Origin of the sequence: Desulfotomaculum copahuensis (genome assembly GCF_001655685.1) — a bacterium.
Classification (GTDB): domain Bacteria; phylum Bacillota; class Desulfotomaculia; order Desulfotomaculales; family Desulfovirgulaceae; genus Desulfotomaculum_G; species Desulfotomaculum_G copahuensis.
The window spans coordinates 109,636-133,095 of the sequence record NZ_LYVF01000047.1; the positions used below are offsets into that span (position 1 = coordinate 109,636).

Consider the following 23,460-nt stretch of genomic DNA (forward strand, 5'->3'; position numbering starts at 1 on the left):
ATGAGGGAAGAATCCGGGGTCGATTGCGTAAAAGAGCTGATTGAAAAAGGCAAAAAACGGGGCACGCTCACCTACAGTGAAATTATGGACAGCTTGCAGGGAACCGACTTGACGCCGGAGCAAATCGACGACATTTATGAAAAACTGACCGGCATGGGGATAGAGGTGGTTCCTGAAGTGCCCGATATAGAAAATATGGAAGCGGCTGTGCTTGAAACCGGCGAGGAAGAGACGGAAGTGGATTTGAGCGTACCGGAGGGTATAGGTATTGACGACCCGGTGCGTATGTACCTCAAGGAAATCGGCCGGGTGCCCTTGTTGACCCCTGAAGAAGAGGTGGAACTGGCCAAGCGCATGGAGCAGGGCGATGATGAAGCCAAGCGCCGTCTGGCCGAGGCCAACCTGCGGTTGGTGGTTAGTATCGCCAAGCGGTACGTGGGCCGGGGAATGCTTTTTCTGGATCTGATCCAGGAGGGTAATCTTGGTCTGATTAAAGCGGTGGAAAAATTCGACTACCGCAAAGGATACAAGTTCAGCACATATGCCACCTGGTGGATCCGCCAGGCCATCACCCGGGCTATCGCCGATCAGGCCAGGACCATTCGCATACCGGTGCATATGGTGGAAACGATCAACAAATTAATTCGTGTTTCCCGGCAACTGTTGCAGGAATTGGGACGGGATCCTTCCGCCGAGGAAATTGCCGGGGAGATGAACATTTCCGAAGACAAGGTGCGGGAAATCATGAAGATCGCCCAGGAACCGGTTTCCCTGGAAACCCCCATTGGTGAAGAGGAAGATTCCCATCTGGGTGATTTCATCCCTGATCACGAAACCAGGGCGCCGGCTGAAGAAGCCTCCTTCACCCTGTTGCGGGAGCAACTGGATGATGTATTGAAAACACTGACCGACCGGGAGCAAAAAGTATTGCGCCTGCGCTTCGGACTGGATGACGGCCGGGCCCGGACACTGGAGGAGGTCGGTCAGAAGTTCGGGGTAACCCGGGAGCGGATCCGGCAAATCGAGGCCAAAACCTTGCGTAAGCTGCGTCATCCCAGTCGCAGTAAAAAGTTGAAAGACTATCTGGACTAAAAACGCGCCCCGGTGTTTTTCTCCGTCCCGGATGTCCGCCCGGCAGCCGGGCGGGGACGAAATAACAGGGAAAGATATTGACCGGGGCGACGTTTTTATGTATAATAAAAGTCGCGACCGTTCCTCGATAGCTCAACGGTAGAGCAACCGGCTGTTAACCGGTAGGTTGCAGGTTCGAATCCTGCTCGGGGAGCCACGTGGGCCTATAGCTCAACGGTAGAGCATCCGGCTCATAACCGGCTGGTTCCAGGTTCGAATCCTGGTGGGCCCACCAGAACAGAGGTCAGATGTCGGAGGACGGAAATCAGAACAGAGGTAAGAGGCCGGAAGTCAGAAGTAGTCACGCGCTGGCCGGAACATTTTTCTTGCGGACGCATTCCGACTTCCGAATTCTGACGACTGTTACCGGCCCCATGGTCAAGCGGTCTAAGACACCGCCCTTTCACGGCGGTAACCCGGGTTCGAATCCCGGTGGGGTCACCACGGGAGCATAGCTCAGCCGGGAGAGCGCCTGCCTTACAAGCAGGAGGTCACAGGTTCGATCCCTGTTGCTCCCACCAATTATTTAAAAAAGCCCTGTTTAGCGGGGCTTTTTTTTGATCGGGAGGGCCGTCCGCAGGTCCTTTCCGTTGTACAGCTATTTCGCACCATATTTACTGCTTTAAAATGATCTTGTTTCCGGTAACGGCTTAAAATCCCCTTTAATAAGATAATAAAAATTTTAAAGGGGAAATTGAAATGACTGCCTGTATTGAACACAGGTTCCCCGGCTTTACATCCGGCACAATGATCAGCAATGAAGAGTTGTGCACCACCGGCAGCGATCACGCCGTAATTACCTGGGTCACCTCGCAGCCTTGTCCGGTGATCACAGTATATATCGGGGAGGATCCGGCACAGTTAACCGGGATGACTGCCGTTTCAAATTCCAGGTACCACCAGGTGGAGTTGACCGGGTTAAAACCTGGTACGCAATACTGGTATCAGGTGGAGAGTGGTGGTGCCAGAGGCCCTTTGAATCTGTTCCAGACACTGCCGGTACCGGAGGGGATGTACCTCTTCAGTTTTGCAGTAATCAGCGACACGCATATTCCTGCCGGGAATATTCTGGATGATGCCAATAAATTATATTTCGGCAAACTCAGTGAATATGCCGATGTTCTGATGGCGCAATCAATTACGGACGTTAAAAAAAGAAAAGTCGACCTGGTGGTGTTTACGGGCGATCTTACCGATACGGCCAGGCGGACGCAATACTTGAAATTGCGCAATCAACTGTTGCCCCGTCTGGGTGACACACCTCGCTATTTGTGCATCGGCAACCATGATAAATTTACGAATTACGGAGGCGTGGGGGAGCGGGGGTTTACCGAATATTTAACCGGAGGAAAGCCGGCTTGTCAAAGTGCGGTTTTTGGTGAGCGTCAGTTTGTCATGCTTGATTCCTGCCGGCAAAATGATAACTGGGGGCATTTGGATGACGGGCAGTTGTGCTGGTTGGAAAGCGTATTGGGTATGAACGGCGGCCGCCCGGTATTTATTTTTCTGCACCATCCGTGCAATGGTTTCGATCTCTGGTTTGGTTTAAAAAACCACCGGGATTTTAAAAAAATAATCAAAAGATATCCGTCTGTACAGGGTGTTTTTTGCGGACATATGCACCGCAACAGGGTGACCACGGACCGGCTGATTGCGGGATACGTCCCTTTTGTGGAAATACCGGCCACCGTGCAGTTCCCGTGCGCCTACGGGGTGATCAAAGTATATGAACAAGGTTTTGAATATAGCTCATACAAAGTAGGCAGGCTTGATTTGTCTGAAATGTCCCGGGAACGGTTTATTCTGAAGAACGGCGGCAAGGCGATATTTTCCCGGTACAGTTTCGGCGGTATGGCCGACCGCAGCTTTGCTCTTTATAACGGCCGGATGTACCGCCCGAAGCTTTATGAGTTGTCTGTAACGCTGGAGGATCAAAAGGCTGTCAAGCTGTTTACGGATGCGCAACTGCATGATGGAGCCAGTCTGGCCCCTTTCGAACCTGGCCGGACCAGGGTGCTCCTAGGGCGCTTTCAATCGCTGCGCGCGGCCCGCCTGATGCAAAAACAAAAATTATCGCTTTATAACGTGAATATTCAAATCAAAGAAGAAGGCAGTCATGAATCGTCCATAACCATCAAGGAGTGAAGGATCTCCGGGTGAAAAAAAATACTTTCACAAATGCTTCCTTTATCTGTTTTCAGGTATAAAAATGTGTTAAACTTAAAGTAAATGAACCGTTGCGGGAATGGCTGATCCCGGACGGCCCCTGGTTCCGTCCGGACGGGTGGTTGGTCAAGGGGAGTGAAACGATTGTCTGAAGCGGAATCTTTGGACGGTTTGCCGGTCCCCTCAAAACAGTTTCATGTTGAGGGACCGGTATCGCCGGGGGGCTTGTCCGGGCTGCGCATGAATGAACAGTTGCAGAATTTCCGGCTGCCGGAAAAGCAGCATCAGGCTCTGATCAAAATTGCCGGTTTTGCCATCGGGATGGTTTTTGTGGCTGTGCACGCGGGTGAAATTGTCGGTTATATCACTTTCCACCGGCCCGATGAATATGCCCGCTGGTACCGGCATCCCCGGGTGCTTGAACTGGGGGGCATAGAGGTGGCCCGTTCGTGGCGGCGTTGCGGAGTGGGTACGGACATGCTGCGGGCCGCTTTTTCACTGGAGGTTTTTGAACAATGGATTGTGATCACTACCGAATACTTCCGGCATTGGGATGTCAAGGGCAACAATATGACTGTCTGGCAATACCGGGAGCTGTTGACCAAGCTCTTTGGCAGGGTCGGGTTTGTGGAGCGGGCGACCAGCGACCCGGACATCATTGAACACCCCGCCAATGTTTTGATGGCCCGCTGCGGCAGCCGGGTGTCCTGGGACGATATGATGCTGTTCGAGCAACTCCTGATGGAAAAAGTAAGGTGGAAAAGATGAAGATAGCTCCTTTTATGACATTAGACCCCGTTTCACTGGAAGAAGGGGACAGCATTGAGAAGGCGGCCGGTGTTTTTATTCAATACGGCATAGACGGCGCCCCGGTGGTAAACAAAGCGAAGCACGTAACCGGCATTTTTACTAAAACGCATATTTTCCGGGCACTGCTCAATCATTTGCCTTCCTGTACCCCGGTGGGCCGGCTGATGAACCGGCAAGTTAAAACAATCAGTGTGGATATGCGGATTGATGAAGCCTGGTCAATGGCCCAGCGGCATCACATCGGCCGGTTGCCGGTAGTGGATGGGGACGGGCGGTTGGTGGGCATTCTCACCCGGACGGATCTGGTACGCGCCTTTGAAAAAAGTTCACTCAGCGCAGCCCGGGAATTGCACCGGGCCATGGAAGTATATCACGAATTGAATACGATCATTGACTGTTCATATGACGGCATAATTGTGGTTGATGAGCGCGGGGAAATCATAAGCAGCAACCGGGCTTACGAAAAATTGGCCGGTCAACTGCAGCACCCGCCGGGCGAGGAGTCCCTGACCGGACTGGTGGTTCAGATCAGCCGGCAGGTTTGTGCAGCCGCTTCCCCGGTCAGCTTGAGGCGGCGTTTTTCCGGCGGGAGGGAAGTTATCTTGACCGGCAACCCGGTTACCGGATTGCAAAACCGGGATATAACCAGGGTGGTGGTTAATTGCCGTGATATTACCGAATTAAATGAACTGCACCGGCAACTGGAAACGAGCCGCCAATTGACCGGGGTCTACCAATCCGAACTGGAGGCCTTGCGCAAATGCGATCTCGGGCACACCATCGTCTGTCACAGCCAGTCGATGCGTAAATGCCTGGATCTGGCCGTGCGTTTGGCCCGGGTGGATTCCACCGTCTTAATCAGCGGAGAATCGGGGACGGGCAAGGAAGTGGTGGCCCGTTTGATCCACCAGGCCGGGCGGCGTTCCAAAGCCCCGTTTATTCGCATCAACTGTGGTGCCATACCGGAAAACCTGTTGGAATCCGAACTTTTTGGCTACCTCTCCGGTGCTTTTACCGGTGCCCGGCGGGAGGGGAAACCCGGGCTTTTGGAACTCGCCCACGGCGGTACCGCCTTTTTGGATGAAGTGGGGGAACTGCCCCTGCCGTTACAAGTTAAACTGTTGACAGTAATTCAGGAGCGGGAACTGACCAGGGTGGGTGGTACCCGGGCGGTACCGGTGGACATCCGTTTTCTGGCGGCGACCAACCGCAGTCTGGAGCAGATGGTGGCGGCGGGGCTGTTTCGGGCCGACCTTTACTACCGCCTGAATGTCGTGCCGTTGAATATTCCGCCCTTACGGGAGCGGCGGGAGGAAATTCCGTTTTTCGTCGCTCATTTTGTGCGTAAGTTCAACTCGAAATATACCTTTTGCAAAAAGATGGATCAGAAAGTAATCGACCGTTTGATGGAATACCACTGGCCGGGGAATGTGCGCGAACTGGAGAACATGGTGGAAAGGCTGCTGGTTGTCTCCCCCGGTGACAGCATCGGCCTGGCGGATCTGCCGCCGTATTATTTCAGGTGTTCTGCCGCCGGTGATGGACCCGGCAGGGAGGAAGAGATGATTCGCCGGCTTTACTTCCAGTTCAGGAGTACCCGCAAGGTTGCCGGCATCCTGGGGGTAAATCAATCCACCGTAGTGCGCAAAATGAAAAAATACAACATACAGGTACGCGATATCATTTGTGATGCAAAGTGATGCTCGAGTGATGCACTGCATCGCAGGAGCATCACTATTCAGCCTCCATGCCAGGAGCCGGGCCGTTGGCACGCAATTTGCAATTTTATTAATAAGCAGAATTGACATTTTTAATGCGGATCCCGGCCGTACGAGTCACGCTCCCGAAAAAGGCGGGCGGTTGTAATTGAGAAGATGATGCAAGCGCATCATCTTCCAATCCGGCGTGCTTGGTGTAACAGCTTTGACCGGTGTGCCCCTATTGCCGGCATATTGTGGAGGAGGAGATGCCAATTGCAGGATGTGGTTATTGTATCGGCTGTCCGGACGGCCATTGGTGATTTTGGTGGCCAGTTCAAAACGATGATCTCGCATCAACTGTCTGTACCGGTTATTCAAGAGGTGCTGAAAAGAGCCGGGGTCGGCGGTGAAATGGTGGATGATGTGATTCTGGGCAATTGCGCCCAGCGAACCGACGAGCCCAACGTGGCCCGAACCGCGGCGCTGGTGGCCGGGTTGCCCAAAGAAGTCACCGGCATGACCGTTCAGCGCCAGTGTTCCTCCGGCATGCAGGCCATTGTCTGCGGTTACCAGCAAATTGTCACCGGCGATTCGGAAATCGTCCTGGCCGGCGGTGTGGAAAGCATGAGCACTGTGCCCTATGTACTCAAAGGTGCCCGTTGGGGTCAGCGCCTGCAGCACGGTCAGATGACCGACGCATTGTGGGAAATGCTCACCGATCCCATTCATCACATCTTGATGGGGGAAACGGCTGAACGGTTGGCGGACAAGTACGGCATCACCCGGCGCGAGCAGGACGAGGTGTCTTTGCGCAGTCATTTGAATGCCGCCCGGGCGCGGGACACCGGGTTGTTTGACGCCGAGATCGTACCGGTGGCCGTCCCCCAACGCAAGGGTCCGCCCCGGGTGGTCAACCGGGATGAGCATCCGCGGGCGGATTTAACCATGGAGCAGTTGGCCGGGCTGAAACCAACCTTCCGCAAAAACGGCACCGTAACGGCGGGCAACTCTTCCGGATTGAACGACGGCGCGGCCGCTGTATTGCTCATGTCCCTGGAAAGGGCGCGTTCAATGGGTTTGAAACCCCTGGGACGCATCGCCGGCTTTGCCCGGGCCGGGGTGGAACCGGATTTGATGGGTTACGGTCCGGTGCCGGCCATTCGTAAAGCGCTTAAACGGACCGGGATGAACCTGGAGGACATGGAACTGGTTGAATTGAACGAGGCGTTTGCCGCGCAATACCTGACTTGCGAAAAGTTGCTCGATTTAAACCGGGACGTTACCAATGTCAACGGCAGTGGAGTGGGCCTGGGGCATCCGGTGGGTTGCACCGGCGCCAGGCTGGTGGTTACCCTCCTTCACGGGATGGCCCGGCGCAACCTGCGCTATGGTTTGGCTTCCCTGTGTGTGGGTGGAGGCATGGGCTATGCCATGATTCTGGAGCGGGAGAAAGAGTAAAACAGGCGGAATTTGTTAAAAAACCAGTAAAAATCAACCATGGAGGGTCATTAAATGTATGAACTTTCCGAGGAGCAGGAAATGCTGCGCCAGATGGTGCACCGGCTGGCCGAGCAAAAAGTGGCCCCGCGGGCGGCGGCCATTGATGAAGAAGATGCTTTTCCCTGGGACTTGAAGGAACTTTTTGCCGGGCAGGAACTGCTGGGGGCCGGGGTGCCGGAAGCATACGGCGGCACCGGGGCGGGGTTGCCGGCGGTTTGTGTGGTCGTGGAGGAAATCGCCCGGGTATCGGCTGCCGCCTCGCTGATCGTAGCCGCGCAGGAACTGGGGCTGATGCCCATTTTGCTGGCCGGTTCGGAAGAACAGAAGCGAAAATACCTGCCCGGGTTGGCCGCCGGTGAATTAATCAGTGCTTTTGCCTTAACTGAGCCCAACGCCGGTTCCGATGCCGGCAGCGTACGGACCGGCGCCCGGCGGGAAGGAAGCAAATATGTGCTCAACGGTCAGAAGTGTTTTATCACCAATGGCGGCCTGGCCGATGTTTACACCGTTTTTGCCAGCACTGATCCGGCCAGGGGAATCAAGGGTTTGAGTGCTTTTATTGTGGAAAAGGATGCGCCCGGTTTTGCGGCCGGTAAAAAGGAAAAGAAAATGGGCATCCGCGGTTCCCAGACGGCGGAATTGATTTTTGAAGATTGCGAGGTACCGGCTGAAAACTTGCTTGGCAAGGAAGGGGATGGCTTCAAGATTGCCATGATGACCCTGGATCACACCCGGCCGGTAATCGGCGCCCAGGCGGTGGGTATCGCCTGCGGGGCGCTGGAATACGCCCTCAATTACGCCCGGGAGCGTGTGCAGTTCGGGCGGCCGATCGCCGGGTTCCAGGGCATCCAGTTCATGCTGGCCGACATGGGTACCAGGGTGGAAGCGGCCCGGCAACTGGTTTACAAGGCGGCCTGCTTCATTGAGGAAGCCGGGGTCAAAGGTGCACCGCCGGCGGAGATCAGCCGTTATTCTTCCATGTGCAAACTTTTTGCCTCGGACGTGGCCATGCAGGTTACGGTGGATGCCGTGCAGATCCTGGGCGGTTATGGTTATATGCGGGAGTATCCGCTGGAACGGATGATGCGCGATGCCAAGATCACCCAGATTTATGAGGGCACCAACCAGATTCAGCGCCTGGTTGTTGCCCGGTCCATGCTGGACAAGCGCTAGCACCCGGGGAGCAAAAGGCCGGCCGCCCGAAGCGTGCAGCCGCCCGGTCCCGCACGGCAATAAGCCGGCTGCGCTTGACAGGCGGCGGTTCCTGTTTGGCAGGGCGGCGCTGTGATTGTTTGCCGGGACATTGGAAAACATGCCCGGGATTCCTGCGGCGGCCGGTAAAACACGGAAATTAATTTTTTGGGAGGAGATGTTATTTATGACTGTTAATACCATTGCAGTCATCGGCGCCGGCACCATGGGCGCCGGCATTGCTCAGGCGGCGGCCATGGCCGGTTACAAGGTAGTTCTTTCCGATATCAAGCAGGAGTTCGTCCAGCGCGGGCTGTCCACCATCCGGGCCAGCCTGCAGCGTTTGGCGTCCAAGGGCAAACTGGGGGACGGGGATGTTCAGGCGGTCATGGACCGGCTGGTTCCGGAGGTCGGTCTGGAGGCCGCGGGGACGGCGGATCTGGTCTTCGAGGCGATTGTTGAAAACATGGAAGCCAAGAAAAACCTTTACCGCGAGTTGGATATGACGTGCTGGCCGGAGGCGGTTTTTTGCTCCAACACCTCCGGACTGAGCATTACGGAAATGGCTTCCGTCACCGGACGGCCGGACAAAGTAATCGGCACGCATTTTTTCAACCCGGTGCCCGTAATGAAACTGGTGGAAATCATTCGCGGCTGCGACACTTCGGATGAAACTTTTGACACGGCGCGGGAAGCCTGCCTGCGTATGGGCAAAACCCCGATCCTGGTCCAGGAAGCCCCCCTGTTTGCAGTCAACCGCATCCTGGTACCTATGATTAACGAGGCCATTTTTGTTTTGCAGGAAGGTGTGGCCAGCGCCAAAGACATTGACACCGGCATGAAACTGGGCGCCAACCACCCGATCGGCCCCCTGGCCCTGGCTGACTTGATTGGCCTGGATGTGCTCCTGATGGTCATGGACACCCTTTACCAGGAAACCTGCGACTCCAAATACCGGCCGGCGCCCCTGCTGCGCAAACTGGTGCGGGCGGGTCACTACGGGCGCAAGTCCGGTAAAGGGTTCTACGAATACAAGTAAACCGGGGGTGGTTGAATTGATGCGCTATCCATTGCTGCTGCGCTCCATTTTGGAACGGGCCAGAAAACTGTTTCCGGCCAAGGAAATAGTTTCCCGGGATTTTTCCGGGCTGTTTCGCTATGACTACGGCCGGTTTTACGAGCGGGTTTGCCGGTTGGCCAATGTGCTAAAAGAATTGGGGGTCGAACCCGGCGACCGGGTGGCCACGCTGGCCTGGAACAACCACCGTCATCTGGAGCTTTATTTCGCCCTTCCCTGTATGGGAGCCGTAGTGCACACGGTCAACCTGCGCCTGTTCAAAGAACAGATCATTTTTATCCTCAATCATGCTGAAGACCGGGTTATATTCATTGATGAAGATCTGGTGCCCGTAATTGAAGAGATCAGGGAGCAGGTTCAGGGGTTGAAGCATTTCGTCATCATGACCGATAAAGACGGACCGCCCCCCACCAGTTTGAGTCCAGCGTACTCTTACGAACAGCTGTTGGCCGGGGCTTCGCCCGATTACCGTTTTCCCGCGGATCTGGACGAATGGTCTCCCGCTTCAATGTGTTATACCACCGCCACCACCGGCGACCCCAAGGGCGTAATGTATTCACACCGGGCGTTGTATCTGCACAGCCTGATGATCGGCATGACCGATACCTTCGGTCTGTGTGAGCAGGATGCAGCCATGCCGGTGGTGCCCATGTTTCACGTCAACGCCTGGGGTATACCGTACGGCGCAGCCTTGGTGGGGGCAAAGCTGGTCCTGCCCGGTGCGCGCCCCGATGCCCGGGTGTTGTGTGAACTGATTCAAAATGAAAAAGTCTCGGTGGCGGCGGGGGTGCCGACTATCTGGATGGGTTGCTTGAACCTGCTGGAGAAGGAAAATTATGATTTCAGCAGTTTGAGCCGTCTGCTGGTGGGCGGGGCGTCTTCCCCGCGCGCCCTGATCGAAGCCTATGAGAAAAAACACGGTATCCCCTTTATTGTAGCCTACGGCATGACGGAAACCACACCGCTGACGCTGCTTTCCCGCCCGAAGAGCTATATGCGGGACTGGCCGGAAGAACGGGTTTATGCTCTGAAGGTGAAACAGGGGCTTTTTGCTCCCGGACTGGAAATGCGGGTGACCGGCGAAGATGGTACCGATGTTCTCTGGGATGGCTGTACGATGGGTGAGCTGCTTTTCCGCGGCCCCTGGATTACCGGCGAGTATTACCGGGATCCGCAGCGCAGCAAAGAGGCGCTGCGGGGTGGCTGGTTCAGAACGGCCGACATCGCCACTGTTGACGCCGAGGGATATGTAAACATATGCGACCGTTCAAAGGATTTAATCAAAAGCGGCGGGGAATGGATTTCTTCGGTGGAACTGGAAAATACCATCATGGGTCATCCGGCGGTGGCCGAGGCGGCGGTGGTGGCCTTGCCGCATGAGAAATGGCAGGAACGGCCCCTGGCCTGCGTGGTAATCCGGGAAGAATTCAAGGGCCGGGTAAAGCCGGAGGATATACTGGAGTATTTACGCTCCCGGGTGGCAAAATGGTGGCTTCCCGACCGCGTTGAATTTATTGACGAAGTGCCCAAAACCAGCGTGGGTAAATTCGACAAGAAGGTTTTGCGCCGCCGGTTCAGCTAAGCGGGCGGAATGGCGGTGGAGCGACCGGTTGGTGTGTTGACCGGGTTAAAGGCGGTGTGCTGTTTTGGCCGGGTGCCTTTTAACCGATAAGTTCATGGCGTTCCCTTGCATTATTTTTAACGGGGGGATCTATGTGGAAAAAATGCTGAATGAGCTTTCCGATACCGACAGGCAGAGGTATATGGAGATAAATGATGAAAACCTGACCTTCCTGCGCAGCCGTTACAACAAAGTCAACCGTTGGGTGATCGCAGACATGGTTCGTCGCAGCGCCTACCGTTATCCTGAAAAACCGGCCTTGATATTCGGTGATTCGGCCATGACCTACACCCGGTTGGAAGAGGTCAGCAACCAGTTCGCCCGGGCGCTGCTGGATCACGGTCTGAAGAAGTACGACCGGGTGGCCGTGCTGGCGCACAACACACTCCATCATGTCGTCGCCTGGCTGGGCACGGCCAAAGCAGGCGGCATTTACCTGGCCATTAACTATTTGCTACGGGGAAAGGACATCAGTTACTGTATCAAACATTCCGAAAGCAAGGTTTTTGTAGTGGAGGACGCCCTCTACCCCCTCGTGCAAGACGTAATGAGCGACCTGGACAATGTGAACCATTTGATTTGGTCCGGCCAGGGCCGGGGAGAAACCGCCCCGGACGGTTTTATCGATTTTGACGCCTGGTTTGAAAGCTATCCGCGGACTGAACCCGGAATCGAACTGCACATTGAAGATCCGGTGCAGATGACCTATACAAGCGGCACCGAGACCCTGCCCAAGGGTGTGATTCTGACCAACCAGGCGCTCCTGTCCGAATATACCGGTTGCATCATTGACGGGCAATATTCCCCGGACGATATCAACCTCAATGTTATGCCTATTTTTCACTGCGCCCAGCGGGATGTGTTTTTAAATCCCTGCCTGATGCTCGGCGCTGTCAATGTACTGTTGTTACAGCCGGATCCGGTGCAAATCATCACGGCCATTGAAAAGTACCGGGCGACCATGTTCTTTGCCGCCCCCACGGTGTGGATTGCCATGTTGCGCCATCCCGGCTTCGACAGTCATGATCTCGGTTCATTGAAAAAGGGATATTACGGTGCGTCGATCATGCCGGTGGAAGTGCTGCGGGAATTGCTGCGCCGCATGCCTAATTGTCAAAGTTTTTACAATTATTATGGTCAAACGGAACTCAGTCCCTACCATACAATGCTGAAGCCGGCCTTCCAGTTGACCAAACCGGGTTCGGCCGGGCAGGGCGGTTTGAATATGGAAACGCGCCTGGAGGATGATCTGCACCGGCCGGTCACTGAACCGGGAAAACCGGGCGAAATATGCGGCCGCGGTCCTCATGCCATGCTCATGTATTTCAAGGAACCGGAAAAGACTGAAGCGGTGCTGGCTCACGGCTGGTTCCACAGCGGGGATATCGGTGTGCTGGACGAAGACAATTTCATCAGTGTGGCGGACCGGAAAAAGGACATGGTTAAAACAGGCGGGGAAAATGTACCCAGCCGGGAAGTGGAAGAAGTAATTTACCTGCATCCGGCGGTTTCCGAAGTGGCCGTAATCGGACTGCCGCACGATAAATGGGTGGAGGCGGTGACGGCGGTGGTTACTTTGAAACAGGGGCGGAGCGCCACCGAAGATGAAATATTGACCTTGTGCCGGCAGCATCTGGCCCCTTTCAAGGTACCCAAAGGAATAATTTTCACCGCAGCCTTGCCCAAAACGCCCAGCGGCAAGATATTAAAGCGGGATATGCGCCAGCATTACCGGGAGTTTTATGTTGATTAATCCAAAAAATCCGTTGCAGACCACCGGCCTGCAGTGCGACGACCAATGCGATGCCACAAATTACCAGGGTGAGATGCTTTTTACGCTGTAACCATTTGCCATTGCTGCCAATAAGATGTTACCAAAATTATTACATCTTAAGGAGGATTATCATGTCCGAGGCAAAGAAGGAAGCAGCCAAAAGCGTTGAGGCATCATCCTGGGGATTGTTTGAAGGCGGATTGCTTTCCGAGTTCAACGCCAGTGTTTTACAGCCGAGCAACACGAGCGGCGCGATCACCCCGCCCCTGCCCCTGTCGACGGCGCCGACCGTAATCGCGGCGTTGATTGGTCCCGCTTCTATGAGCATTGACGATTTAGCCGACCGGGTATGGTTGACCGGAACTGTAGGTTGGTTGGCAGTCACCCTCGGTACCGGGGCGACAAGTACCGATGTTGTCTTCCGGATTTACCGGAATGCGCCGATTACCGGGCCGCAGGTTTTCAGCACCCGGTCCAGCGCCACACCGACTGTTCCATATGTGACCACCAGCTTTGATCATGTGGATCAAAATATAATCACTACCCCCGGACAGCAACTGGTGCCTTATTTCCTGACGGCCGAACTGCCCCTGGCCGGCAGCGCCGCCAACATCATCGGTCCGATTACTTTCACCGGTGCGGAGATCGAGGGCAACCCTGTAACCCCGTAATTCCATGAATCATGTGCGCTGCATTTCCATAACCCGCAGACCGTTTTAGCGGAAAAGCCGCAGGAGCCAATCCTGCGGCTTTTTATCGCTTTTGAAAATTCCCTTGAAAATATATGGTCCATAGTATAAACTTGAGACAAATTTCGATTTTCCTAAAGCGGGCGTCCAGACGGCAATGTATCGCACTTTCGCCTTGCCTGACGGGACGACAATGTTAAAACAGGCGCTTACGCCCCGGAAATTTGGTGGTGCCGGGCTGTATCCAAGAAGGGTGAAGGAGATGAAGAAAATGCATTTCGACGGTACTGCGGATTATATCGTTTCCGATGAACTGCGGGACGTGGTGAATATTGCCGCGGCTCTTGGGCGGCCGCTTTTGGTCAAGGGGGAACCGGGCACGGGTAAAACCATGCTGGCCAAAGCGGTGGCCGATTCCCTGGGCATGCCGCTGATCATCTGGAATATCAAGTCCACCACCAAAGCGAGGGAAGGACTGTACGTTTACGATACGGTGCAACGCCTCTACGACAGCCAGTTCGGGGATCACGACGTGTCCGACATCAGTCAGTATATCAAACCGGGCAAACTGGGTGAGGCTTTTGCGTCCGAAAAGCAGGTGGTGCTTCTGATAGATGAAATCGACAAGGCGGACCTGGAGTTCCCCAATGACCTGCTCTGGGAACTGGACATGATGAGCTTCTATATACCGGAAACGGGGGAAACAGTCACCGCCCGGCACCGCCCAGTGGTAATTATTACCAGTAATGCGGAAAAGGAGCTGCCGGACGCCTTTTTGCGCCGCTGCATTTTCCATTATATCGCCTTTCCCGGTGAAGCCTTGATGACTGAAATCGTGCGGGTGCACTTTCCGGATTTGGACCGCCGCCTGCTGGCCGAAGCTTTGAAAGCATTTTACTGGCTGCGGGAGTTGAGCGGGTTGCAGAAAAAACCGGCCACCAGCGAATTGCTGGATTGGTTGCAGGCGCTGGTCATCGGCGGCGTACCCTATGATCAAATTACTGCCGAAATACCCTTTATGGGTGTGTTGCTTAAAAAGAACCAGGACCTGGATATGGCCCTGCGCCGCCTGCAGATGCAAAAAGGCGCGGTAAGTGCGGGCCGCGGGCGCTGAAAATGCCCGGCAATTAGAGTTTGAAACAGGGGGGTGAGCTGATGTTCACCGGCTTGTTTTTTACCCTGCGGGAAGAGGGGTTGCCTGTTTCCTTAACCGAGTGGATGACTCTGATGGAAGCGCTGGACAAGGGATTGTCCGGTCCCGGCCTGACCGGGTTTTACCACCTGGCCAGAGCCGTGCTGGTGAAAAGCGAGAATCATTACGACCGCTTCGACCTGGCCTTCGCCCGCTATTTCCGGGAGGTGGAAACTTCACCGGAACTGGCCGCACGGGTGGCCCGCTGGCTGGAGAAATCATTGCCCCCGCTGCGGGTGGAACCGGGGGCGCGTGCACCCGCCCCGTCCTGGAACCTGGATGAAATGCGCCGGGCGCTGGCCGACCGGCTGGCCCGCCAGGACGGGGAGCATCACGGCGGTTCCCGCTGGATCGGCACCGGCGGCACCTCGTCTTTCGGCTACGGCGGTTATCACCCGGCCGGCTTACGGATCGGCGGGCAATCAGTAAACCGCTCGGCGGTGCAGGTGGCCGCCCGGCGGCATTACCGGGACTACCGCACCGATGAAACGCTCACCACCCGGCAGTTCGCCGTGGCCCTGCGCAAGCTGCGCATATTGAGCCAGAATGAGGGCGGGCCGAAGGACGAACTGGATCTGGAGGCCACCATCGACGCCACCGGCCGCAATGCCGGGCGGCTGGATCTGGTGTTCACCCGGCCGCGCCGGAATACGGTCAAGCTCGTTTTAATGATGGATTCGGGCGGCTCGATGAACCCCTACCTGAACCTGTGCAGCCAGCTCTTCCAGGCAGCCAGGAGCGCCAACCACTTTAAAGAAATCCGGTTTTATTTCTTTCATAACTGCGTTTACGACCGGCTTTTTCTAGATCCCTTCTGCCGCCCGGCCCAATCCGAATCCACGCTGGATGTACTGCGCCGGTTGAGCGGCGAGTACATGCTGATCATGGTGGGCGACGCCAGCATGGCGGTGAGTGAACTTTTGATGGCGGGCGGCGCTGTGGACTGGATGGAATACAACGAGGAAACGGGCCGGGTCTGGCTGGAAAGGCTGATCCGGCGCTTTCCCCGCGCGGTCTGGCTGAACCCCATCCCCCGGAATATGTGGCCGGTTGATGAAGGGCGGGAAACCATCGCCCTGATCGGACGCATCTTTCCCATGTTCGAGCTGACCATAGACGGTTTGGAGCAGGCGATTAAAGTTTTAAAGGCAAGGCGCTGAGGATATATTACGATTAAGCGGCGGTCAAGGGCCGGGCGGTTTGCGCCTGCCGGCTGTTCCGAGATAAGGCGTGCGCGCGGACATGAACCACGGCCCGGAAGGCCGGCGGCGTGAGATACAGATTGATCGCAATCACGGACCGGGGCGCAACTTAATTGTCCAACCGGACGGTGCCCGGCCGGTTGGACAACGAATAAACGGAGTGATCTGATTTGGAACTGACCGGCCGTTTGGCCGCCATAGCCGCATACGTACCGGCGGGGCCGGTGGTGGCGGACATCGGCACCGATCATGCCCGCCTGCCTATTTACCTGGTGGAGAAAGGCATCTGCCCCCGGGTGCTGGCCACGGACTTGCATGAAAAGCCGTTTCAAAGCGCCTGCCGGGCGGTGAGCGAGCACGGTCTGGCGGACCGGATCGAGGTGCGGTTGGGTGACGGTTTGCGGCCGCTGGTTCCGGGAGAGGCCGGCGTGGTGGTGGTGGCCGGCATGGGCGGCAACACCATCCGGCGGATCCTGGCCGGCGGACCGGCAGTACTGGCCGGAGTGAAAAGTCTTGTCCTGCAGCCCATGGCGGATGCGGGGGACCTGCGCCGCTGGCTGGTGGATAACGGCTGGCGCCTGGTGGAAGAAAGCCTGGTGGAAGAGGACGGTCATCTTTATACAATCATGGCGGCTGAACCGGGCTGGGAGGAAATAAGCGACCCCTGGCTGCTGGAGGTGGGTCCCCGCCTGGTGGAAAGGTGTGATCCGCTGCTGCTCAAACATCTGGAGCGTATAAAATCCGAATACCAGCGGGTGCTGTGCTGCCTGGCCAGAAGTCGCAGCCAGGCGGCGGAAAGAAAGGCGCTTGATTTGACGGTAAAGCTGAACCGGATAAGGGAGGTGCTGGCCCGGTGCCGGTGACGGTAAACGGTGCGGTCATCAGCAATCTTGTTGAGGAACTGGCCCCTTTGGAACTGGCCGAGGAATGGGACAATTCCGGCTGGCAGTTGGGAGATCCGGGGGCGTCCGTGCGGCGGGTGCTCCTGGCCCTGGATGTGGATCAAGATGTATGCCGGGAGGCACGGGCACGCGATGTCCAGTTGATCGTCAGCCACCATCCGTTGTTTTTCAAAGGCATCAAACAAATCCGCCTGGACCGGCCCGCCGGGGTGCTGGTGGCGGAGTTGCTGCGGGCCGGCATCGGGGTTTACGCCGCCCACACCAACCTGGACAGCGCCCGGCGGGGAGTCAATGATGTGCTGGCGGCCGGGCTGGAATTACGGGAAACAGCTGTCCTGAAGCCCGGCGGCCGGGAGCGCTATCTCAAACTGGCGGTCTTTGTGCCGGCGGACCACGCTGAAGCGGTCAAAAGAACTTTGGGGGATGCCGGAGCGGGCTGGATCGGCAACTACAGCCATTGTACTTTTGCCGCCCCCGGTACGGGGACTTTCCTGCCTCTGACCGGTACCAACCCCTATACCGGCCGGGTTGGACAACTGGCGGAGGTGGCGGAAGTGCGCCTGGAGACCATTTTGCCCGCATCCATCGCCGGCCGGGTGATCGAGGCCATGCTGGCGGTCCACCCGTACGAGGAGGTGGCTTACGACCTTTATCCCCTGGCCAACCGGGTTAAACCAACCGCCGGTTTGGGCCGGACCGGGATGCTGCCGCAAGCTTTGCCCTTAGCTGACTTTGCCGGCCGGGTGCGCGGGATCTTATCCTTACCCGGTCTGCGCTGGGGCGGCGCGGCCAACCGGGCGGTGCGGCGGGTGGCCCTGTGCGGCGGCGCCGGGGCCGGTTTATGGCCGGAAGCGCTGGCTGCCGGCGCCGATGTACTGGTCACCGGCGATGTCGGCTATCACGCGGCGCGGGACATGCTGGCGGCCGGGATGGCTTTTATCGACGCCGGCCATTACGGCACGGAAAAGGTGATACTGCCGGCGCTGCGGGACTATCTGGCACAGCGCTGCCGGGAAAAGGAGCTGCCGGTGGAATTTATGGTCAGTGAGGCGCAGGCGGACCCCTTTTCATTTTCCTGATTACATGGCAGTCACACGCCGGACAAAGATCTTGTCTCAACGTGAGACTCCATCCTATATTGAGATGGAGCGGTTATGCCTGCCACCGGCCTTATGATTCACCGACAATCCAGTGGACAAAAAATTCCCTCCGGCACAGATCCGGAGGTTTTTATTTTTGACGGCTGTTATTTGCCCGGAATACCACGCAGTGAAAAGTCCGCCCGGGTAAATGCGTGCGCCTTCCGCCGCCCCCGTGCACTGTCCCCGCCCCGCACGGGCGGCGGGCCGGAAAAAGCAGCCGTTTGAAAACACTCCACCGGTATGACATGCTGTTTCTGGCACAAGCCTTGCAATGATTGTTTGCCAATCAGGGGGAGGTAGAAAAAAATGGCTCAAGTCTTAACAAAAACAATTACTACCCGGGTGGACATTCAACGGGCTTTGTGCAAGAAATGCGGTATTTGTCTGGCATTCTGCCCGGCCGGGGTTTTCGCCCGCAACGAGCGGGGTGAAGTGATCGTCGCGCATGCTGAAAGCTGCAAGCATTGCGGCCTCTGTCAGTCCCTCTGTCCCGATTACGCGGTGACGGCGCAGGAGGCGATCGCATGACGGAATATACGCAACCGCGCCTGATGCAGGGCAACGAGGCCTGCGTCGAGGGGGCGCTTGCCGCCGGCCTGAATTTTTTCGCCGGGTATCCGATCACTCCGTCCACCGAGATCGCTGAATCGCTGGCCGGCCGGCTGCCCAAAGCCGGCGGGGTGTTTATGCAGATGGAAGATGAAATTGCCAGTATTTCGGCGGTGATCGGCGCCTCACTGACCGGGGCCAAAGCGATGACCGCCACCAGCGGTCCGGGCTTTTCCCTGATGCAGGAGGGGTTGGGCTACGGGGTGATGGCCGAGGTGCCTTGCGTACTAGTCAATGTGCAGCGCCTGGGACCGAGCACGGGTATTGCCACGGCGCCGGCACAGGGAGATGTCATGCAGTCCCGTTGGGGTACTCATGGCGATCACCCGGTGATTGTAATCACTCCTTCCTCGGTGGCCGAGGTTTACACTCTGACTGTGCAGGCCTTCAATCTGGCGGAGCGGTACCGTACGCCGGTTATTTTGCTCATGGATGAAGTTGTCGCCCACATGCGGGAAAGCGTGGTTCTGCCGGAACCGGGACAACTGCAGATAGTCAACCGCCCCCGGCCGGAAACCCCGCCGGGGGTGTATAATCCGGCGGAACATGCCGGCCGTCCGGTCAGGCCGATGGCTTGCTTTGGCGACGGCTACCGGGTGCATGTGACCGGTCTTGCCCATGACGCGACCGGTTTTGCCACCTCCCGGCCGGAAGTGGTAAATGTGGAGATGACGCGATTGAATGAAAAAATTCCCGCCACCGCCGGGGAGATCATTCCGCCGGAAAAAATATGCTGTGACGATGCGGACATTGTCCTGACGGCGTTCGGCGGTACTGCCAGGGCGGCCATGCGGGCCATGAGGCTGGCGCGGCGGGATGGCCTGAAGGTGGGGCTGTTGCGTCCGGTTGTCCTGTGGCCGGTTCCGGAAAGGGCAATAGCCGGCCTGGCCGCGGCCGGCAAACGTTTTCTGGTGGTGGAGATGAATTTCGGCCAGTACGGCCGTGAAATAGAGCGTGTAGCTGCCGGCCGGGCGGCGGTATACGGACTTTACCGGGTGAGCGGGGAGTTGATCACGCCCGCGGAAATTCTCGGGCGCATCCGGGAGGTGGCGTAAATGTTGCCGGAAATAGAAGGGTTTTTCCGTACTGATAAATTGCCCCACATGTGGTGCCCGGGCTGCGGCAACGGCATCGTACTGCACGGTCTGGTCAAGGCTATTGCCGAACTGGGGCTGGATAAGAACAAAGTGACCATTGTTTCCGGCATCGGCTGTTCGGCCCGGGCGGCCGCCTATCTTGACTTCGATACCGTGCATACCACCCACGGCCGGGCGCTGGCCTTTGCCACCGGCATCAAACTGGCCCGGCCGGAACTGAATGTTTTTGTGCTTATGGGGGACGGCGACTGCTCGGCCATCGGCGGCAACCATTTGATTCACGCCGCCAGACGCAACATCGACCTGACGGCACTGGTTTTCAACAACAGCATTTACGGTATGACCGGCGGCCAGGCTTCACCCATGACCCCTTCCGGCAAGCGGGCCACAACCGCCCCCACGGGTACGCTGGAGCGTTCCTTCGATTTGTGCGAACTGGCCCGGGCGGCCGGAGCGACCATGGTCGGCCGGGCTACGGCCTTCCACACCAGGCTTTTAACCGGGTTGCTGGTGAAGGGGCACCGGAACAAGGGATTTTCCCTGGTTGAAGTAATTACCCAGTGCCCCACCGCTTACGGCCGGCGCAATAAAATGGGCCAACCGGCGGATATGCTGCGCTGGCAGAAGGAGCACGCTGTCGACATCAAGGCCGCCCGGAACATGGATTCCGGGCAACTGCAGGATAAAATCATCATTGGCGAATTGCACCGTTCCACTGCGCCGGAATTGACCACCCGTTACCGGCAACTGATCCAGGAACTGCGGGAAGGGGGTGGCTTCCTTGACTGATTTTTTCATGCCGTATAATACAGCCGCTGCGCTGAATGCCGGTAATGATTTGTGCGGCGTCAACAATCCGCCGGAAACCAAAGAGATCCGGTTGAGCGGATCCGGCGGTCAAGGATTGATTCTGGCCGGCATTATCCTGGCCGAGGCTGGCATACGGGAAGGTAAAAAAGCCGTACAGACCCAGTCTTACGGACCGGAAGCACGGGGCGGCGCGAGTAAGGCGGAAGTGATTTTAAGCGACGGGCCGGTGGATTACCCCAAAGTGGAGTATGCCGGCATCCTGCTGGTCATGAACCAGGAAAGCTGCCGGAAATATATGCCCTTGCTCAAGGAGGGCGGGGTGGCCATTGTGGATACCACTTATGTACAGGATATACCGCCGGTCAAGGGAAGGGTTTATGCTCTTCCGATCAGCCTTCTGGCGCGTCAGAAAACCGGTAGGGAACTGGTGGCCAATATCGTGGCGCTGGGTGTGCTGGCCGGTATCACCGGCCTGGTGGGCCGGGAAAGTCTTGAGCGGGCGGTGATCGCACGCATCCCGCCCGGTACGGAGGAGTTGAACCGGAAAGCGCTGGACGCCGGCTATCAGGCTGCGGAACAGTTGCTCACGCAGGAACGGACGGCGGTGCAATGAAAAAGTGGTGAACAATGGCTGGTTCCCCGGTTTGCCCCCGTTCATTTGCTTACCGGATGATACCGGGTCTGATGCGTTTCACCGCAGTATCCCTTCCGGTAAATGCCTGTTGGATCGCCAAAACTGTTATCTCTGTTTGCGCAGTCTCATCGTTTGTGTTAAAATGTAAATAGAATATCGCTGTGAGTAAACCGGGTGATCGCGGGCGCAGAAGCCGAAAGGCGGCGTCTGAGGAAAGTCCGGGCTCCGCAGGGCAGGGTGCTGGGCAACTCCCAGTGGGGGTGACCCCAAGGATAGTGCCACAGAAATGCGGACCGCCGTTTGAGAGGTGGGATGTGGGAGGCTGGAAAACAGTTCTCACTTCCCACTTCTCAAACGGCAAGGGTGGAACGGTGCGGTAAGAGCGCACCAGCGGCCGCGGCGACGGGCCGGCTAGGTAAACCCCACCCGGAGCAAGACCGAATAGGGGGACACGGGAGCGGCCCGCTCCGTCCCCGGGTAAGGTCGCTTAAGGCGCCGGGCAACCGGCGTCTCAGACAGATGATCATCCATGACAGAACCCGGCTTACAGGTTTGCTCACAGCAGCTTGAAAAGGGCGCGCTTCATGTACAATGAAGCGCGCCCTTTTCATCTGTCATGAACTAATATTCCCATTGGAAGCCGGCCACTTCCGGCTGGTTTAACAGCGCTTGCCGCATGATCTCCGTGATCCGGTCCAGTTCCTCACCGGTGGCTGCTTCGCAGCGGGCGACCAGCACGGGCTGGGTGTTGGACGCCCGGACCAGGCCCCAGCCGCCGGGGAACTGTACCCGCACGCCATCCACATCGATCACTTCGTACTTTTCCCGGAACAGGGCGGTGAGCCTTTGCACCACCGCGAACTTCTCCCGGTCGCTACAGGGCACCCGGGTTTCCGCGGTGGAGTGGTAGCGGGGCAGGGTGTCCACCAGGGCGGAGAAACTTTCCTGGCTGTTGGAAAGCAGCCGCAGCAGGCGTCCGGCGGCGTAGAAGGCGTCATCGAAGCCGTAGTACTCGTCGGCGAAAAACATGTGCCCGGACATCTCCCCGGTGAACACGGCCCCCAGTTCCCGCATCCTGGCCTTGATCAGCGAGTGGCCGGTGCGGTAGAAGTACGGCCGGCCGCCCAGGCGTTTGACCTCGTCCACCAGCCCCTGGGAGCATTTTACTTCGATGATGGCCACCGCACCGGGGTGTTTGGGCAGGATCTCCCGCCAGAACAGGGCCATCAACTGATCGCCCCAGATCACCCGGCCCGTGTCGTCCACCGCCCCCAGGCGGTCGCCGTCCCCGTCGAAGGCGATACCCAGGCCGGCCCCTTCTTTCCGTACAGTTTCTACCAGGGTGGTCAGATTGGCCCGTTTCACCGGGTCGGGGTGGTGATGGGGGAAATGCCCGTCCGGTTTGCAATAAAGGGGAATTACCGTACAGCCGAGGGAGGTCAGGAAATCAACGGCGAAAAGAGCAGCCGTGCCGTTGCCGCAATCCACGGCCACCTTCGGTTTTTTCGGCCCCAGCCGGATTTTCTCCGCCAACATGGCCAGGTATTCCGGCGCCGGATTGGCGCCATCCAGTGTGCCCCGGCCGGTAACAAAGTCCCCGTTTTCCATCAGCCGGCGCAGTGACTGGATCTCTTCCCCGTAGATGGTGCCCGGCCCGCAAGCCAGTTTAAAGCCGTTTTCGTCCGGCGGATTGTGACTGCCGGTGATCATTACCCCGCCGTCCACCCCGTATAGTTCCCGGGCATAATAAAACAAGGGCGTGATCACTGTGCCCAGATCCACCACCCGGCAACCGGTGGACAGCAGCCCTTCCATCAGGGCCTCCTTCAAGCGGGGGGAACTCAAACGGTTATCCATGCCCACCAGCGCTTCTCGGCGCCCCCGCCGCTGCAGCCAGGTACCGAAAGCGCGGCCTAAAGAAAGCACGGTTTTGTCGTCAAGGTCCCGGGCGGCCACCCCCCGGATGTCATATTCACGAAAAATAGCAGGATTCAATCGATTGCCCTCCATTAGATTATAATTGTCCAATATACGACAGCCGGGCTCAAATATCCTGCTATTCTTGTCCGTTGGAGACTGGTTCAGCTTGCCTTGGGAGTTGAAACGCACACAATCAAGAATTGATTGTAAATTCGCCCGGACGGAGTCTGTAGTGCAATCTGACAGGCTGTGCTGTTCATTGCCGGCACATATGATCCGGCAATGAATATTG

19 protein-coding genes, 4 tRNA genes and 1 other RNA gene are annotated in these 23,460 nt (G+C 57.2%); 23 read left to right on the top strand and 1 reads right to left on the bottom strand.

All coding sequences use genetic code 11. The features are described 5' to 3' along the window. The 23 genes from rpoD (at position 1) to rnpB (ending at position 21,811) form a co-directional block, all read left to right on the top strand. On the top strand, positions 1-1,092 hold the full coding sequence (gene rpoD, locus A6M21_RS03785; RefSeq protein WP_066666551.1) for an RNA polymerase sigma factor RpoD: 1,092 nt from the start codon (positions 1-3) through the stop codon (positions 1,090-1,092). 121 nt (positions 1,093-1,213) lie between these two features. Continuing rightward, a tRNA-Asn gene (locus A6M21_RS03790) sits at positions 1,214-1,288 on the top strand. A 3-nt stretch (positions 1,289-1,291) separates the two neighbouring features. Beyond that, positions 1,292-1,366 (top strand) — tRNA-Ile (locus tag A6M21_RS03795). 133 nt (positions 1,367-1,499) lie between these two features. Next, positions 1,500-1,575, top strand: a tRNA-Glu gene (locus A6M21_RS03800). A 1-nt stretch (position 1,576) separates the two neighbouring features. Continuing rightward, positions 1,577-1,652 (top strand) — tRNA-Val (locus tag A6M21_RS03805). Between the two features lie 178 nt (positions 1,653-1,830). Beyond that, positions 1,831-3,276 carry a purple acid phosphatase family protein gene (locus A6M21_RS03810; RefSeq protein ID WP_066666552.1) on the top strand — a complete coding sequence of 482 codons (1,446 nt, stop codon included), beginning with the start codon at positions 1,831-1,833 and terminating at the stop codon, positions 3,274-3,276. Positions 3,277-3,441: 165 nt separating this feature from the next. Beyond that, positions 3,442-4,065 (top strand): GNAT family N-acetyltransferase, encoded by a 624-nt coding sequence (locus A6M21_RS03815; RefSeq protein ID WP_242868753.1) that lies wholly within the window; start codon positions 3,442-3,444, stop codon positions 4,063-4,065. After that, the gene (locus tag A6M21_RS03820; protein ID WP_066666554.1) at positions 4,062-5,807 is read left to right on the top strand and encodes a sigma-54-dependent Fis family transcriptional regulator; all 1,746 of its coding nucleotides are present in this window, start codon (positions 4,062-4,064) and stop codon (positions 5,805-5,807) included. The genes A6M21_RS03815 and A6M21_RS03820 overlap by 4 nt, the downstream gene beginning before the upstream one ends. Before the next feature lie 282 nt (positions 5,808-6,089). Then, on the top strand, positions 6,090-7,265 hold the full coding sequence (locus A6M21_RS03825; RefSeq protein WP_345788078.1) for a thiolase family protein: 1,176 nt from the start codon (positions 6,090-6,092) through the stop codon (positions 7,263-7,265). Positions 7,266-7,319: 54 nt separating this feature from the next. Further along, positions 7,320-8,480 (top strand): acyl-CoA dehydrogenase family protein, encoded by a 1,161-nt coding sequence (locus tag A6M21_RS03830; RefSeq protein ID WP_066666556.1) that lies wholly within the window; start codon positions 7,320-7,322, stop codon positions 8,478-8,480. 205 nt (positions 8,481-8,685) lie between these two features. Then, positions 8,686-9,537 carry a 3-hydroxybutyryl-CoA dehydrogenase gene (locus A6M21_RS03835; protein WP_066666657.1) on the top strand — a complete coding sequence of 284 codons (852 nt, stop codon included), beginning with the start codon at positions 8,686-8,688 and terminating at the stop codon, positions 9,535-9,537. A 19-nt stretch (positions 9,538-9,556) separates the two neighbouring features. After that, positions 9,557-11,158: a long-chain fatty acid--CoA ligase gene (locus A6M21_RS03840; RefSeq protein ID WP_242868754.1), complete on the top strand. Its 1,602-nt coding sequence runs from the start codon at positions 9,557-9,559 to the stop codon at positions 11,156-11,158. 142 nt (positions 11,159-11,300) lie between these two features. Continuing rightward, positions 11,301-12,950, top strand: coding sequence for an acyl-CoA synthetase (locus tag A6M21_RS03845; protein ID WP_066666658.1), 1,650 nt, complete (start codon positions 11,301-11,303; stop codon positions 12,948-12,950). Positions 12,951-13,102: 152 nt separating this feature from the next. Then, positions 13,103-13,642 carry a hypothetical protein gene (locus A6M21_RS03850; protein WP_066666558.1) on the top strand — a complete coding sequence of 180 codons (540 nt, stop codon included), beginning with the start codon at positions 13,103-13,105 and terminating at the stop codon, positions 13,640-13,642. Between the two features lie 280 nt (positions 13,643-13,922). Continuing rightward, entirely contained in the window at positions 13,923-14,774 is an 852-nt protein-coding gene (locus tag A6M21_RS03855) for an AAA family ATPase (protein ID WP_066666559.1), read from the top strand. A 41-nt stretch (positions 14,775-14,815) separates the two neighbouring features. After that, entirely contained in the window at positions 14,816-16,012 is a 1,197-nt protein-coding gene (locus tag A6M21_RS03860) for a vWA domain-containing protein (protein WP_066666560.1), read from the top strand. A 212-nt stretch (positions 16,013-16,224) separates the two neighbouring features. Then, entirely contained in the window at positions 16,225-16,917 is a 693-nt protein-coding gene (locus tag A6M21_RS03865) for a tRNA (adenine(22)-N(1))-methyltransferase (RefSeq protein ID WP_066666561.1), read from the top strand. Beyond that, positions 16,914-18,035, top strand: a complete 1,122-nt coding sequence (locus A6M21_RS03870) for a Nif3-like dinuclear metal center hexameric protein (protein ID WP_151191795.1) — start codon at positions 16,914-16,916, stop codon at positions 18,033-18,035. Before A6M21_RS03865 ends, A6M21_RS03870 begins: the two co-directional genes overlap by 4 nt. A gap of 369 nt (positions 18,036-18,404) precedes the next feature. Further along, on the top strand, positions 18,405-18,626 hold the full coding sequence (locus tag A6M21_RS03880; protein WP_066666564.1) for a 4Fe-4S dicluster domain-containing protein: 222 nt from the start codon (positions 18,405-18,407) through the stop codon (positions 18,624-18,626). Next, positions 18,623-19,762 (top strand): 2-oxoacid:acceptor oxidoreductase subunit alpha, encoded by a 1,140-nt coding sequence (locus tag A6M21_RS03885; RefSeq protein WP_066666565.1) that lies wholly within the window; start codon positions 18,623-18,625, stop codon positions 19,760-19,762. Before A6M21_RS03880 ends, A6M21_RS03885 begins: the two co-directional genes overlap by 4 nt. After that, complete coding sequence (locus tag A6M21_RS03890; protein WP_066666566.1) at positions 19,763-20,593, top strand: 2-oxoacid:ferredoxin oxidoreductase subunit beta; 831 nt, start codon at positions 19,763-19,765, stop codon at positions 20,591-20,593. It abuts the gene before it with no gap. After that, complete coding sequence (locus tag A6M21_RS03895) at positions 20,586-21,227, top strand: 2-oxoacid:acceptor oxidoreductase family protein (protein WP_242868755.1); 642 nt, start codon at positions 20,586-20,588, stop codon at positions 21,225-21,227. The genes A6M21_RS03890 and A6M21_RS03895 overlap by 8 nt, the downstream gene beginning before the upstream one ends. 183 nt (positions 21,228-21,410) lie before the next feature. Next, an RNA gene (rnpB, locus tag A6M21_RS03900) (RNase P RNA component class A) lies at positions 21,411-21,811 on the top strand. Between the two features lie 58 nt (positions 21,812-21,869). On the opposite strand, the gene A6M21_RS03905 is transcribed toward rnpB, so the two are convergent. Beyond that, complete coding sequence (locus tag A6M21_RS03905) at positions 21,870-23,258, bottom strand: phosphomannomutase/phosphoglucomutase (RefSeq protein WP_201721830.1); 1,389 nt, start codon at positions 23,256-23,258, stop codon at positions 21,870-21,872. Positions 23,259-23,460: the final 202 nt, after the last annotated feature.

What these genes read in the sequence shown, in the direction of transcription:
- A6M21_RS03905 (WP_201721830.1), bottom strand. Translation starts at nt 23,258, where the DNA reads ATGGAGGGCAATCGATTGAATCCTGCTATTTTTCGTGAATATGACATC.
- A6M21_RS03835 (WP_066666657.1), top strand. Translation starts at nt 8,686, where the DNA reads ATGACTGTTAATACCATTGCAGTCATCGGCGCCGGCACCATGGGCGCC.
- rpoD (WP_066666551.1), top strand. Translation starts at nt 1, where the DNA reads ATGAGGGAAGAATCCGGGGTCGATTGCGTAAAAGAGCTGATTGAAAAA.
- A6M21_RS03885 (WP_066666565.1), top strand. Translation starts at nt 18,623, where the DNA reads ATGACGGAATATACGCAACCGCGCCTGATGCAGGGCAACGAGGCCTGC.
- A6M21_RS03880 (WP_066666564.1), top strand. Translation starts at nt 18,405, where the DNA reads ATGGCTCAAGTCTTAACAAAAACAATTACTACCCGGGTGGACATTCAA.
- A6M21_RS03850 (WP_066666558.1), top strand. Translation starts at nt 13,103, where the DNA reads ATGTCCGAGGCAAAGAAGGAAGCAGCCAAAAGCGTTGAGGCATCATCC.
- A6M21_RS03855 (WP_066666559.1), top strand. Translation starts at nt 13,923, where the DNA reads ATGAAGAAAATGCATTTCGACGGTACTGCGGATTATATCGTTTCCGAT.
- A6M21_RS03840 (WP_242868754.1), top strand. Translation starts at nt 9,557, where the DNA reads ATGCGCTATCCATTGCTGCTGCGCTCCATTTTGGAACGGGCCAGAAAA.
- A6M21_RS03820 (WP_066666554.1), top strand. Translation starts at nt 4,062, where the DNA reads ATGAAGATAGCTCCTTTTATGACATTAGACCCCGTTTCACTGGAAGAA.
- A6M21_RS03830 (WP_066666556.1), top strand. Translation starts at nt 7,320, where the DNA reads ATGTATGAACTTTCCGAGGAGCAGGAAATGCTGCGCCAGATGGTGCAC.
- A6M21_RS03890 (WP_066666566.1), top strand. Translation starts at nt 19,763, where the DNA reads ATGTTGCCGGAAATAGAAGGGTTTTTCCGTACTGATAAATTGCCCCAC.
- A6M21_RS03860 (WP_066666560.1), top strand. Translation starts at nt 14,816, where the DNA reads ATGTTCACCGGCTTGTTTTTTACCCTGCGGGAAGAGGGGTTGCCTGTT.
- A6M21_RS03810 (WP_066666552.1), top strand. Translation starts at nt 1,831, where the DNA reads ATGACTGCCTGTATTGAACACAGGTTCCCCGGCTTTACATCCGGCACA.
- A6M21_RS03845 (WP_066666658.1), top strand. Translation starts at nt 11,301, where the DNA reads ATGCTGAATGAGCTTTCCGATACCGACAGGCAGAGGTATATGGAGATA.